The organism is Rhodopseudomonas sp. P2A-2r (assembly GCF_026015985.1).
GTDB lineage: Bacteria > Pseudomonadota > Alphaproteobacteria > Rhizobiales > Xanthobacteraceae > Tardiphaga.
This window is the reverse complement of sequence record NZ_CP110389.1, coordinates 2,797,764-2,810,862: the sequence shown is the minus strand read 5'-3', so window position 1 is coordinate 2,810,862 and position 13,099 is coordinate 2,797,764. Positions and strand designations below refer to the sequence as shown.

General features: G+C 64.4%; 9 protein-coding genes and 2 pseudogenes. 9 read left to right on the top strand and 2 right to left on the bottom strand.

What is annotated here, in order from left to right:
* Positions 1 to 48: 48 nt before the first annotated feature.
* Entirely contained in the window at positions 49 to 783 is a 735-nt protein-coding gene (locus tag ONR75_RS13225) for a competence/damage-inducible protein A (RefSeq protein WP_265082998.1), read from the bottom strand.
* A 242-nt stretch (positions 784 to 1,025) separates the two neighbouring features.
* Here ONR75_RS13225 and ONR75_RS13220 point away from each other — a divergent pair.
* From ONR75_RS13220 to ONR75_RS13180, 9 genes and pseudogenes are all read left to right on the top strand, one after another.
* Positions 1,026 to 2,442 (top strand): annotated as a pseudogene (locus tag ONR75_RS13220) (circularly permuted type 2 ATP-grasp protein).
* Between the two features lie 178 nt (positions 2,443 to 2,620).
* A complete protein-coding gene (locus ONR75_RS13215; protein WP_265082997.1) occupies positions 2,621 to 3,565 on the top strand; it encodes an alpha-E domain-containing protein in 945 nt (314 codons plus the stop codon).
* 40 nt (positions 3,566 to 3,605) lie between these two features.
* Positions 3,606 to 4,443, top strand: a pseudogene (locus ONR75_RS13210) (transglutaminase family protein).
* Positions 4,444 to 4,582: 139 nt separating this feature from the next.
* Positions 4,583 to 6,049 carry an argininosuccinate lyase gene (locus tag ONR75_RS13205; RefSeq protein ID WP_265082996.1) on the top strand — a complete coding sequence of 489 codons (1,467 nt, stop codon included), beginning with the start codon at positions 4,583 to 4,585 and terminating at the stop codon, positions 6,047 to 6,049.
* Between the two features lie 92 nt (positions 6,050 to 6,141).
* Complete coding sequence (locus tag ONR75_RS13200) at positions 6,142 to 6,888, top strand: proteasome-type protease (protein ID WP_265082995.1); 747 nt, start codon at positions 6,142 to 6,144, stop codon at positions 6,886 to 6,888.
* Complete coding sequence (locus tag ONR75_RS13195) at positions 6,885 to 7,412, top strand: GNAT family N-acetyltransferase (RefSeq protein ID WP_265082994.1); 528 nt, start codon at positions 6,885 to 6,887, stop codon at positions 7,410 to 7,412. The genes ONR75_RS13200 and ONR75_RS13195 overlap by 4 nt, the downstream gene beginning before the upstream one ends.
* A gap of 19 nt (positions 7,413 to 7,431) precedes the next feature.
* The gene (locus ONR75_RS13190) at positions 7,432 to 8,190 is read left to right on the top strand and encodes an SDR family oxidoreductase (protein ID WP_265082993.1); all 759 of its coding nucleotides are present in this window, start codon (positions 7,432 to 7,434) and stop codon (positions 8,188 to 8,190) included.
* Positions 8,191 to 8,316: 126 nt separating this feature from the next.
* Positions 8,317 to 8,814, top strand: coding sequence for a hypothetical protein (locus ONR75_RS13185; protein ID WP_265082992.1), 498 nt, complete (start codon positions 8,317 to 8,319; stop codon positions 8,812 to 8,814).
* Between the two features lie 268 nt (positions 8,815 to 9,082).
* Entirely contained in the window at positions 9,083 to 10,333 is a 1,251-nt protein-coding gene (locus ONR75_RS13180) for a NupC/NupG family nucleoside CNT transporter (protein ID WP_265082991.1), read from the top strand.
* 60 nt (positions 10,334 to 10,393) lie between these two features.
* Here ONR75_RS13180 and ONR75_RS13175 read toward each other — a convergent pair whose 3' ends face one another.
* Positions 10,394 to 13,030 (bottom strand): EAL domain-containing protein, encoded by a 2,637-nt coding sequence (locus ONR75_RS13175; RefSeq protein WP_265082990.1) that lies wholly within the window; start codon positions 13,028 to 13,030, stop codon positions 10,394 to 10,396.
* Positions 13,031 to 13,099: the final 69 nt, after the last annotated feature.

Below are 13,099 nucleotides of genomic sequence, written 5' to 3'. Positions count from 1 at the left end.
ACGTGGTCGCCGCACGGCGCCCTCGTGGCATATCGTCTACGTGAGCGTCTATTTGGCTGTTCCGAGCCCGGCCAGCATCTCTTTCACCGCCGCCATCGCCGCCGCCAGCTTCTCGGGGTCGCGCGAACGGACCACCAGATTGGTGTTGGGCTTCTGGTTATCGTCGAGGAACGGATAGCTGCCGATCATCACGTCCGGGTGGGCCTCGGCGACCGCGCGCAGGGGGCCGCCGACGTCGCCTTCGCGGGCATTGGCGCGGACAGTGTCGGACAGCATCCGCTCGCCCGACTTCAGCTTCGGCGCCACGATGTCCATCATCGCCTGCATGATCGACGGCACTCCGGCCATCACGATGACATTGCCGATCTTGAAGCCGGGCGCCAGGATCGTGGCGCTCTGTATCAGGTCGGCGCCGTCCGGGATCCGCGCCATCCGCAGCCGGGCCTCGTTGAGGTCCGCGCCGAACCGTTCCTTGAACCGGGCGACCACTTCCGGGTGATGGTCGATGGCCACCCCGAACGCCTTCGCAACTGCGTCGGCGGTGATGTCGTCGTGGGTCGGCCCGATTCCGCCGGTGGTAAAGACGTAGTTATAACGATGACGCAGGGCGTCGAGCGCCGCGATGATGTCTGGCTCGTCGTCGGCGACGACGCGGACCTCCTTGAGGTCGATGCCGATATTGGTGAGGTAATCGGCGATGAAGCCGATATTCTTGTCCTTGGTGCGTCCGGACAGGATCTCGTCGCCGATGACCAGGATCCCCGCAGTGACGATATCGCTCATCAATCTCTTCCTCGCCGTTCCACCGGTCACTCCGGGGGACCAATACCCTTGCGCATACAATGGCTTGAAGTCACGGTGTTTTGCTGCCGAAACAAGCAGTGTCCCGCCGTTTTTTCAGGCAGCACAGACCCCACCTCATACCAATTGCCGTTGTTGAATGCATATCGTGCTGGCCCGGGCCTTGCTACCATCCCGTTCAGTCGTGCACTGTCCCGCACGACCTCGAAAAGCAGTCAGGATTCATGGCAATTGCGTTCGACGAAATGAATGGGCCCCACGGCGATCTTCGCCCGGCCTATGAAGAGCTCTCCCGCTGGCTCAAGGAGACGCCACCCGACGCATTGGAGTATCGCCGCCAGGAGGCGGAGTTGCTGTTCCGCCGCATCGGCATCACCTTCGCGGTCTACGGCGATCTCGGAGTCCACCGAGCGCCTGATCCCGTTCGATGTGATCCCGCGGATCATCTCCGGCAAGGAGTGGACGCTGCTGGAAAAAGGCCTGAAGCAGCGGGTCCGCGCGATCAACATGTTCTTGCGCGACATTTATCATGGCCGCGACATCCTGCGCGCCGGATTGATCCCGGATGACCTGATCTTCCAGAACCCGGTGTTCCGGCCAGAGATGAACGGCCAGGACGTGCCCCACGACGTCTACGTCCATATCGCCGGCATCGACATCGTCCGCACCAATCCCGACGAGTTCATCGTGCTGGAGGACAATGCGCGGACGCCGTCCGGCGTGTCCTACATGCTGGAAAACCGCGAAATCATGATGCGGCTGTTTCCCGACCTGTTCGCGCGGCATCGCGTCGCGCCGGTGGAGAAATATCCCGACGAGCTGCTGTCCTGCCTGCGTTCGGTGGCACCGCTCAGTGCGGTGGCCGAGCCCACCGTCGCGCTGATGACGCCAGGTGTCTACAACTCCGCCTACTACGAGCACTCGTTCCTGGCCGACAAGCTCGGCGTCGAACTGGTGGAAGGCCGCGACCTCATCGTCAAGAACGACGAGGTGTTCATGCGCACCACCGAGGGCCTGAAACGAGTCGACGTCATCTACCGCCGCGTCGACGACGACTACCTCGATCCCCTCACCTTCCGCCCGGACTCCGCGCTCGGCGTGCCCGGCCTGATGTCGGCCTACATGGCCGGCAATGTCACGCTGGCCAACGCGGTGGGAACGGGGATCGCCGACGACAAGGCGGTCTACACCTACATGCCGGAGATCGTGAAATTCTATCTCGGCGAAGAACCGATCCTGAAGAACGTCCCGACCTGGCGCTGCCGCGAGCCGGCGGCGCTGGCCTATGTGCTCGACCATCTCAGCGAGCTAGTGGTCAAGGAAGTGCACGGCTCCGGCGGCTACGGCATGCTGATCGGCCCGGCCTCGAGCAAGGCGACCATCGAAGCGTTCCGCGACAAGCTCAAGCGCGAGCCGGAAGGTTTTATTGCTCAGCCGACACTGGCGCTGTCGACCTGCCCGACCTGCGTCGCCTCCGGCCTCGCCCCGCGCCACGTCGACCTGCGGCCGTTCGTCCTGACCGGCCGCAAGAACGTCACCATCGTGCCGGGCGGTCTGACCCGTGTGGCGCTGAAGGAAGGCTCCTTGGTGGTCAATTCGAGCCAGGGCGGCGGCACCAAGGACACGTGGATTTTGGAATGAGCGACGCGGCGTTGACTACTCTCGTGTCCCGGGCGCAATGCAGCGCAAGCGAAGCGCAGCGATGCGTTGCAGAACCGGGACCGTCACAAGCACCATTCTATCGGGCGGTCCCGGTTCTGCGCAGCGGCATAGAGAATGCCGCAGCGCGCCCGGGACACGATATCATCGGGTAACATTCATGCTTTCGCGCACCGCTGAAAATCTCTACTGGCTGGCCCGCTACGTCGAACGCGCCGAATACCTGGCGCGCACGATCGAGGCGACATTGCGCGTCACCGCGCTGCCCAATGCCTACGTCGGTCAGACCAACGAATGGGACTCGGCGCTGCTGACCGCCGGCGTGTCCGCCGCGTTCTACGAGATCTACGAGGAAGCCGACGAGAAGAACGTCGTCGAGTACCTGTCGTTCTCGACCGCCAATCCATCCTCGATCCGCAACTGCATCGAGAATGCACGCCTCAACTCGCGCTCGGTACGCACCGCGCTGACCGGCGAGATGTGGGACACCATCAACTCGGCCTGGATCGAACTGCAGGAAGTCTGGAGCGGCGGCGCCAAGACCCGCGAGCAGCTGGCGCGCTTCCTGCGCTTCGTGCAGGAGACCTCGCTGCGCTTCGATGGCTCGGCCTACCGCACCATGCTGCGCAACGACGCCTACTGGTTCTCACGGCTCGGATTGCATCTGGAGCGCGCCGACAACACCGCGCGCATCCTCGACGTCAAATATCACCTGCTCCTGCCCGAGGAGGAGCATGTCGGCGGCCCGCTGGATTACTATCAGTGGACCTCGATCCTGCGCTCGGTCTCGGCGCTCACCGCCTATCACTGGGTCTATCGCGAAACGCTGAAGCCGTGGCTGATTGCCGACCTCCTGATCCTCAACGACACGCTGCCGCGGTCGCTGGCCAGTTGCTACGGCAACCTCGTCCGCAATCTCGACCAGATCGGCGTGTCCTATGGCCGCCAGGGCGCCGCCCAGCGCCATGCGCGCGGCGTCCGCAACCGGCTCGAACACAGCAACATGGATGATATCTTCCAGCACGGGTTGCATGAATTCATCCAGGAGTTCATTGCGGACAACAGCCGGCTCGGCGAAATCATCGCCAAGCAATACCTGATCTAGGCTAGTTTTCGTCGCTCAAGCCCGATCTCGGAATTCTGTCATGCGCCTGCGAATTGCCCATACGACGACCTATCGCTATGAGCCGCCGGCCTCCGGCGTGATCCAGATCCTGCGCATGACGCCGGGCAGCCACGACGGCCAGTATGTCGCCGAATGGCAGATCGACGTCTCCACCGATCTCGCGGCTCGACCTGCATGAGGACGCCTACGGCAACGTCACCCACGTGCTGACCCACGGGCCGATCTCCGACCTCACCATCAATGTCGAGGGCCTCGTTGAAACCCAGGACACCGGCGGCGTGCTGAAAGGCACCGACGAACGATTCCCGCCGAGCTTCTTCCTGCGCTCGACCGATCTGACCGAGACCAACACGGCGATGGCGGCGTTCGCCCGCGAGCTGCGCACCGAAACCGACAACGACGTGCTGAGTTTCTTGCATGCGCTGATGATGCAGATCAACGAGCACATGACCTTCGACGGCGACCCGACCAATACCGGGACCTCGGCCATCGAGGCCTTCGCCGGCAAGCGCGGCGTGTGCCAGGACTACGCCCACATCTTCATTGCCTGCGCCCGTTCGGGCGGGGTGCCGGCCCGTTTCGTCGCCGGCCATTTCTTGCGCGGCGACGGCATGGTGGACCAGCAGGCCGGCCATGCATGGGCCGAGGCCTATGTACCGAATCTCGGCTGGGTCGGCTTCGATCCCGCCAACGCCATCTGCACCACCGACGCCCATGCTCGCGTCGCCATCGGGCTGGATTATCTCGGCGCCGCGCCGGTGCGCGGCACCCGCTATGGCGGCGGCATGGAAACCCTGTCGGTTTCGGTGAAGGTCGACCAGGCTGGACGACAGGGACAGTGGCAGAGCCAGTCCTGATACGATCGTTCCCCTGACGGTTGATCGATGCCTGGGCGCCGCCGCCGGGAGACGCGACCGTCGAATGAAAGGCGCGGCCAAGCGCCGTCAAAAGCGAGGAAACATGCAGAAGACGGCAAGCTGCCTTGCAGCGCTATTGATGTCGTTCACAGCCGTCGGGGCCGATGCGCAATCCGGACCCAGGCGTGACGAGTTCTTCTGGCTGGGCGAGATCAACAAGGCCAGCGCCGTCATCAATACCGACGAGGGCCTGCTGGATCGCGCGGTGGCGCCGCGTATCGCGGCCGGATTGCGCACGGTGCTGCAGGCCGGCGAGCAGCCAGGCGGCAAGCGGCCCACCCTGGTCATCACCTTCGAGCCACTGCTGATCGAGGCTGCCGGCGTCGAGGCCACGCTGCTGCATGCCGGCCGCTCCAGCCAGGACATGCTGGCCACTGTGCGCGCCGCCATCATCCGCGACGAGGTACTGACCCTGGCCGAGCAGCTGCGCAAGACGACCGCCACCATGGTGGCACTCGCCGAAAAACATGCCGGCACCATCGTCCCCAATTACACCAACGGCGTCGCGGCCCAGCCCAACAGCTACGGGCACTATCTGCTCGGCCATGTGGCGGGCCTGCAGCGCGATGCCGAGCGGCTGCGCCAGTTCTACGCCCGGCTCGACCGTTCGCCGATGGGCACCACCGTGCTGAACGGCACGAGCTGGCCGCTCAACCGCCCCCGCATGGCCAATTACCTCGGTTTTGCCGCGACCGTGGACAATGCCTATGACGCCGCGCAGATCTCCGCCACCGAAATCCCGGTCGAGCTCGGCGCGGTGACCACCGCGATCGCCCTCCATGCCGGCGCCTACATTCAGGACGTCATGGTGCAATACGCCCAGCCGCGCCCCTGGATCCTGCTTCAGGAAGGCGGCGGCAACACCTATGTCTCCAGCGCCATGCCGCAGAAGCGCAATCCCGGGCTGCTCAACGACGTGCGCGGGCAGGCCTCCAACGTCGTATCGCTGGGGATCGGTCGCGCCATCCAGGCGCATAACATTCCGCCGGGCATGAACGATGCCAAGAACGTCGGCGACAATGCCGCGGTGGTCGGCGGCGCCACGCGCGTGCTGGCCGGTTGGGACCGCATCCTCGGCGCGCTGGTGGTCAATCCGGAACGTGCGCTGGAAGAATTAAACAGCGACTGGACCGCATCCCAGGAAGTGGCCGATGTGCTGATGCGGCAATACAAGCTGCCGTTCCGCGTCGGGCATCATTTCGCCTCGGAGGTCGTCGATTACGGCAAGGCGCACGATATCCGGCCGAGCGATTTCCCCTATCAGGAGGCCCGGCAGATCTTTGCCACGACGCTGACAGAGATGAAGGTGGCCGGCGGCGAACTGCCTATGAGCGAGGCTGAGTTCCGCGCGGCGCTGGACCCGGTGGCGATCATCCGCCATCGCGCGACCGCCGGTGGGCCGCAGCCCGCCGAGATGGCGCGGATGGTGGCCGAAGCGAAGCAGTCGCTGGCCGAGCAGGATCAGTGGATCAAGGCAAGGCGGCAGCGCATCGACGGCGCGCTGGCCGGGCTGGATCGGGATTTCGCGCGGCTCGGGGCGCCGTAAAGCGGACGGAAGCCAGCATTCCGGGGGTTTTACGCGCCGTCTGAATGACCTATCAGTGTTCTGTCGACCCTCTGGTCGGGCAAGGACCTTCGATGACCTATTGTTGCGGAATTCTGGTGCGGGACGGCCTGGTGATGATCGCGGACACGCGCACCAATGCGGGGCTCGACAACGTCTCGACCTTCCGCAAGCTGCACATCTTCAACCAGCCCGGCGATCGCGTCATGGCGGTGGCCTCCGCCGGCAATCTGGCGATCAGCCAGTCGGTGCTGTCGACCCTGAGCGAGGGCATCGACAACCCGACCACCGGCGAGCGCGAGACCCTGGTCAACGCACCGACCATGTTCCAGGCCGCACAGCGCATCGGCCGCGCCATCCGCCACGTCAACGCCACCGAAGGTGAGGCGCTGGAATCCGAGGACATCAACTTCAACGTCTCGTTCCTGCTCGGCGGCCAGATCAAGGGCGGCAAGATGCGGCTGTTCATGATCTATCCGGCCGGCAACTTCATCGAGTGCACCACCGACACGCCGTATCTGCAGATCGGCGAGCACAAATACGGCAAGCCGGTGCTCGATCGCGCCATGCATTACGAGGTCGAGCTCTATGAGGCGCTGAAGACCGGCCTGATCTCGATGGATTCGACCATGCGCTCGAATCTCGGCGTCGGCCTGCCGATCGACGTTCTGGTGGTGCGCACCGATGTCTGCGATGCCGACCTCAACCACCGCATCGAGGCCGGCGAGCCCTATTTCCACGACCTGCGCTCGCGCTGGTCGGCGGCGCTGCGCCAGGCCCACCACAATATCCCACGGCCGCCTTACAAGAACGAGACGTGAGCCGGAGCGAACCGATGCCGCCGGGTCTGCTGCAATGGCGCCCGATGACCGCAACGGACCTGCCCGCGGTGAAGGCGCTCGCCGACCTCGTTCACGTCGCCTACCCCGAAGACGAAACCGTGTTCGCCGATCGGCTGACGCACCATCCCGCCGGTTGCTTCGTGCTGCAAGGCGCAGACGCCCCGGTCGGCTATGTCATCAGCCATCCCTGGCAATTCGCACGGCCGCCCCGGCTCAACACCCGCCTCGACAGGCCGGCGCTGCCGCCGTCGACCTATTACATCCACGATCTGGCGCTGCTGCCGGCGGCGCGCGGGTCGGGCGCCGCCGCGGCCATCGTCGATGTTCTGGCGGCCCACGCGGCCGACCTGCAGCTGCCGAACATCACCCTTGTTGCGGTCGGCAATTCAGTACATTTTTGGCGCCGGCAGGGGTTCGACACCGTGATCGTCGACCCCGACCTCGACCGGCAATTGCGAAGCTACGACGAACACGCCTGCTTCATGAGCCGTAAACGACCATAAGAACAACAGGAAGAAACTGATGACCACCAGGATTGCACTCGTCACCGGCGCCGGCACAGGCGTGGGCCGCGCCGCCTCAATGGCACTGATGAAGGCCGGCTTCACCGTGGTGCTCGCCGGCCGCCGGCTGGAGATGCTGCAGGAAACCCAGAAGCTCGGCGAAGCCGAAGGCGGCAAGAGCCTGCCCGTCTCCGCCGACATGGCCGACCCCGCCTCGATCGCCGCACTGTTCGCCAAAACCATGGACACCTATGGCCGGCTCGACGTGCTGTTCAACAATGCCGGCATGGGCGCGCCGCCGCTGCCGTTCGAGGATCTCGGCCTTGAGCAGTGGCAGGCGGTGGTGAACACCAACCTGACCGCGCCGTTCCTGTGCACCCAGCACGCCTTCCGCATCATGAAAGACCAGACCCCGCGCGGCGGCCGCATTATCAACAACGGCTCGATCTCGGCGCATGCGCCGCGGCCGTTCTCCGCCGCCTACACCTCGACCAAGCACGCCATCACCGGCCTGACCAAAGCCAGCAACCTCGACGGCCGCGCCTATGACATCGCGGTCGGCCAGGTCGACATCGGCAATGCCGCCACGCCGATGACCGACCGCATGGTCAACGGGCCCGGCGTGCTGCAGCCGGACGGCACCTCCAAGCAGGAGCCGCGCATGGACGCCAAGGCCGTCGGCGACGCCGTCGCCTATATGGCCGGCCTGCCGCTCGACGCCAACGTGCTGTTCATGACGGTGATGGCAACGAAGATGCCGTTCGTCGGGCGGGGGTAAACTTCAGGGAGACCGAAAGTCTTTGTCGACACGGCGCGGTGCGCTGCCATCGTGCAGCGACAGTGGTGCACCGCAGAGCCTGAGCCTATTTTCTTCTGGGAGCAGTCGTCCCCTCCTCTGCTGCGTATGAAAGTGATCACGCCGCAGGGGCGTGCGGGATGCGAGGCATTTTCGCCGGCCATCCTCCGAACGGACGACGCGACCGAGAGAAATTCCGACTTCATTCTCGCCAGTGTTCAACACGAGCGGGAATTTCATGACATGAATAAAACCATCAACTTGGTGCGAAGCTTTGCAGGAGGCGCAGCTATTGTCGCAGTCGTCTCCTTCCACGTCGCCGGCGCGTCTACGGCCAGCGCGGCGACCAACAGACACAGCGTTTTGGGTTCGATAGGCGGCGCCGTAGGGGCTGCGGGACGTGCCGCCGGAGGGTTGGGCGGCGTGGTGATCGGCCGCACATTGGGCGGAAGCAAAAAGCCGATTGACGTGAGCAACCGTCGCACCGATCGCCTGCCTCCTGCGGCGGCACCGCCGAGCACGCGAGATCATCGACGGCCGCCGGCCACGAACGTCGTGCGCGACCATCGCACGCAGCCGATTGTGAGAGACCATCGGAGCCGGTGATGGACCGGCCTCGCCCAGAAAGCGACGAGCCCTGGGCGAGGCGGCAAACTCAGCCCCACGCAGTCGCTCTGTTTTTCTCTCCGATATCTGTGGATGACGCCGCTTTGCCACCCACGGCAGCTCAGCATGTTTGAGCTATCCGCACTGCGACGCCAGGTTTTTTCAACGATCTGGCGAGCCCGCTTCATTTGTCTTCGCCCTCATCGTCGGCACCATCTTTGCAAGACGTGTCCTGCCCGGGTATCATCGCCGCGGCATCGGGGGCTTCATGCTGCAATTGCAATCGGCGTTCGGCGTGCTGGCGCTGCTCGGCATCGCCTGGGCGCTTGGCGAAAACCGCAACAAGGTGTCGCTTAAACAAGCCGCCATCGGCCTCGTCGCCACCTTCGTCACCGCGATCGTACTGCTGAAAATCCCGATTGTCGCCCACGCCTTCGGCGTCATCAATGACGCCGTCAGCATGATCTCGGCGGCGTCGCGGGCCGGCACCTCGTTCGTGTTCGGCTATCTCGGCGGCGGCGCGCTGCCGTTCGACCTCAAGACACCCGGGGCGGATTTCGTGCTCGCGTTCCAGGCGCTGCCGATCGTGCTGGTGATGAGCGTGCTGACCACCCTGCTGTTCTACTGGCGCGTGCTGCCACCGGTGGTGCGCGGCATGGCGTGGCTGCTGGAGCGCACGCTGGGCGTCGGCGGTGCGGTCGGGTTGTCCACCGCCGCCAATGTGTTCCTCGGCATGGTCGAGGCGCCGCTGTTCATCCGGCCCTATCTCAATCAACTCACCCGCAGCGAGCTGTTCCTAGTGATGACCGGCGGCATGGCCGGCATCGCCGGCACCGTGCTGGTGCTCTACGCGACCTTCCTGGCGCCGCTGATTCCCGATGCTGCCGCGCATTTCGTGATAGCCTCGGTGCTCGGTGCACCGGCCGCGATCCTGGTCAGCCTGATCATGGTGCCGGAGACCGACCGGCGTCGCACCGGCGGCGCGCTGACCGATCCCGAGATGGGCGCCTCGGGCACCATGGATGCGATCGTCAGGGGCACCGCGGGCGGCGTCGAGCTGCTGATCAACATCATCGCGCTGCTGCTGGTGCTGGTGGCGCTGGTCTATCTCGCCAACGCCCTGCTCGGCCTGCTGCCACATGTTGGCGGCGCCGCAATCTCGCTGCAGCGGATGCTCGGCATCGCCATGGCGCCGGTGTGCTGGCTGCTCGGCCTGCCATGGAATGAGGCGGTCACGGCCGGAGCTCTGATGGGCACCAAGACCGTGCTCAACGAGTTGATCGCCTATCTCGACTTCAGCAAACTCGCGCCCGATGCGCTGAGCCCGCGCTCGCGCCTGATCATGCTTTATGCGCTGTGCGGCTTCGCCAATTTCGCCAGCCTCGGCATCATGATCGGAGGCCTCGGCACCATGGCGCCGGCACGCCGCGACGAGATCAACGCGCTCGGGCTCAAGTCGATCGTGTCGGGCACGCTGACCACCTGTCTGATGGGCGCCATCGTCGGCGTGCTCAGCTAGTAGCTCCGGTTTCAGCCTCGGGCAGAACCCTGGTCGCGGACAAGATGCGCCGCCACTGTATCAACCGCCGGAGCTTCGACGCGCCGGGCGAGCGTCGATCGCCGGCACAGAAAGGGATTGTTCGATTCCGCGCAGCAGCACGCCTGCCCGCGATGCGCTGTGGTCGAGCAGCCAGCGACCGAAGGCGGCGGGCGACAGCGCCGGGGCATAAAGAAATCCCTGGACCACGTCGCACCCTAACTCTGCGAGCAGCTGGAACTGTCCTTCGGTTTCTACCCCTTCAGCGACCACGGTCATTTGCAGGCTTTGCCCAAAGCGGACGACGGCGGTCACCAGCGCCCGCGCACAGGCGGCAGTCTCCAGATCATGCATGAAGCTGCGGTCGATCTTGAGTTCGCGTATCGGCAGATGCGCCAGCCGGCTGAGGCTCGAATAGCCGGTGCCGAAGTCGTCAAGCGACAGCCCGACGCCAAGCGTGCGGAGCGCCATCATCGTCTCGATGGCCTGCGAACGCTCGTTCTGCACCACCCCTTCGGTCACCTCCAGCATCAGCGCCTCCGGCGGCAGACCGAACTCCGCCAGGATTCCGGCAACGATCGGGGCCAGCTCCGCATTCTGGAAGTTGATGGGCGACAGATTGACCGAGACGCAGGGAATATCCAGCCCGGCAGCGCGCCACGCGACCAGTTGGCGACAGGCCTGGCGGATCGACCAAAGCGCGACCTGCTCAATCAGTCCGCACTCCTCGGCCAGCGGGATGAATTTGGCCGGCGAGACCGTGCCGAGCACCGGATCATGCCAGCGGGCCAGGGCCTCGACGCCATGGATCGCACCATCCGAAGTTCGGATCTGCGGTTGATAGTGGAGTTCAAGCGCATCGTTCGCAATCGCGGCGCGCAACGCCGCGCTGTAGACGATTCTTTCCTGACCGCCCCCGTTCATGTCGGCACTGTAGAAGCGATAGGTGGAACGCCCGGCGCGCTTGGCCTGGTACATCGCCGCATCCGCCTGCTTGATCAGCGTGTCGATGTCCGACGCATTGTCCGGATAGAGGCTGATGCCGATGCTCGCCGACATCGCCACCTGCCGCACTCCGATCTCGAGCGGAACCAGCATGGCCTCGGCGACCGTTGAAGCGACCTCTCCCGCCTCGCGCCCTTCGCAATTCGGCATCACGATCACGAACTCGTCGCCACCGAGGCGACCGAGCATGTCGCCCGGACGAACGTGCGCGCGCAGGCGCCGTGCGAATTCCACCAGGACGTCGTCGCCGGCGGAGTGACCGAGCGTATCGTTGACGTCCTTGAAATTGTCGACGTCGAGGAACGCGAGCGCCACATGCCGTCCGGCGGGACACCCTTCAATCGCTTCGGCAATCAGATCGCGTAGGCGCGTACGATTGGGCAATCCGGTCAACGTATCGTAGTAGGCGAGCCGCGCGATCTGGGAGCGCGCTTCCTTGCGCTCAATCACGAGCGAGCCGAGATACACGCAGGCATCGATGATGCGCTGATGCCAGCGACTGGGCGGCCGGCATTCTCTGAAATAGAAAGCGAAGGTTCCGATCACGCGACCGTTCTTCGCCTTGATCGGGGAAGACCAGCAAGCGCGCAGGCCGACTTGAAGCGGACGGGCCTTGTAGGGCTGCCAGCGCGGATCGGTGTCGATATCGATTGCGAGGACGGGCCGACCGTAGAACGCGGCCGTTCCACAGGAGCCCATGTCCGGACCGATTGCGACACCCTCCAATGACTGGGAATAGTCCTCCGGAAGGCTGGGACCGCCCAGCGGATGAATCAATCCGCCGGCGTCGACGTGGAGCAGCGAGGACACCACATCGGGCGCAATCTTCTCGACAAGCCTGCACAGGCGATCGGCGATTTCGGTGATGGGCATTTCATCGGCGAGCGCGCTCAGGGTGAGCTGCTGCAGCGCGCGCAATTGTTTGGTCTCGGAGATATCTGTCACCAGCGCAAACACATGGGTGATTTGTCCGCTCGCATTGCGGAACGCTTCCACCCTGACCGAGATCCAGATTTCGTCGCCGTTCCTGTTGTAGACGAGGATCTCCTCCTCGCCGCCCTCTTCCTTGATGCAGCGTCCGATGCGGGCCAGTGTCGTGCGGTCGCTATAGCGGCCCAGCAACAGCTTGGGCGCCAGCTGGCCCTGCGCCTCCTCCGGCGGATAACCGAACAGATCCGCGAAGGCGGCATTCGTGTACATGATGTGATAGGTGGGATCGGTGACGACCACCACACGGTTGGTCCTGTCAGCGATCAACGAGAGAAGCGCCCGCCGTTCGCGATTTTCAACCTTCGTGGTGATGTCCCGAACGAAGGCAATTGTGCAGTGCTCGCCGCCTTGCTCGCCCTGCGACATAGCCAGCTCTGCGGGGATCCGACGACCGTCCTTGCGTACGATGCCGATCTCGGCACGGAATTGCGGTATCCCGACGGGTCCGTCGACACTGCAATAGAAAGGAATCGGCATCGGCTGGCGCAGTGCATCGATCCCCAGGCAGCCGACATCGCGACCGAGAACCTCGTTCCGCTTCAGCCCCCACATCGATTCCGCGGCGGCATTGAAGTAACGCACATGATAATCGCCATCGATGATCACCACGGCATCATCCGCTCGCTCAAGCGCCATCAGGCCGAGGTCTGACGCTTCGATCGTAGACGTCGCGTAGGAGTACATCGCAAGACCCAGATACCTGTTGCAACCAACGCCTTCTGTGCAAGGCTGCGTACGGAATCGAACTTAGAG

Coding starts and splice junctions, on each gene's coding strand:
- ONR75_RS13225 (WP_265082998.1), bottom strand. CDS start 783: ATGAGCGATATCGTCACTGCGGGGATCCTGGTCATCGGCGACGAGATC.
- ONR75_RS13215 (WP_265082997.1), top strand. CDS start 2,621: ATGCTTTCGCGCACCGCTGAAAATCTCTACTGGCTGGCCCGCTACGTC.
- ONR75_RS13205 (WP_265082996.1), top strand. CDS start 4,583: ATGTCGTTCACAGCCGTCGGGGCCGATGCGCAATCCGGACCCAGGCGT.
- ONR75_RS13200 (WP_265082995.1), top strand. CDS start 6,142: ATGACCTATTGTTGCGGAATTCTGGTGCGGGACGGCCTGGTGATGATC.
- ONR75_RS13190 (WP_265082993.1), top strand. CDS start 7,432: ATGACCACCAGGATTGCACTCGTCACCGGCGCCGGCACAGGCGTGGGC.
- ONR75_RS13185 (WP_265082992.1), top strand. CDS start 8,317: ATGAAAGTGATCACGCCGCAGGGGCGTGCGGGATGCGAGGCATTTTCG.
- ONR75_RS13180 (WP_265082991.1), top strand. CDS start 9,083: ATGCTGCAATTGCAATCGGCGTTCGGCGTGCTGGCGCTGCTCGGCATC.
- ONR75_RS13175 (WP_265082990.1), bottom strand. CDS start 13,030: ATGTACTCCTACGCGACGTCTACGATCGAAGCGTCAGACCTCGGCCTG.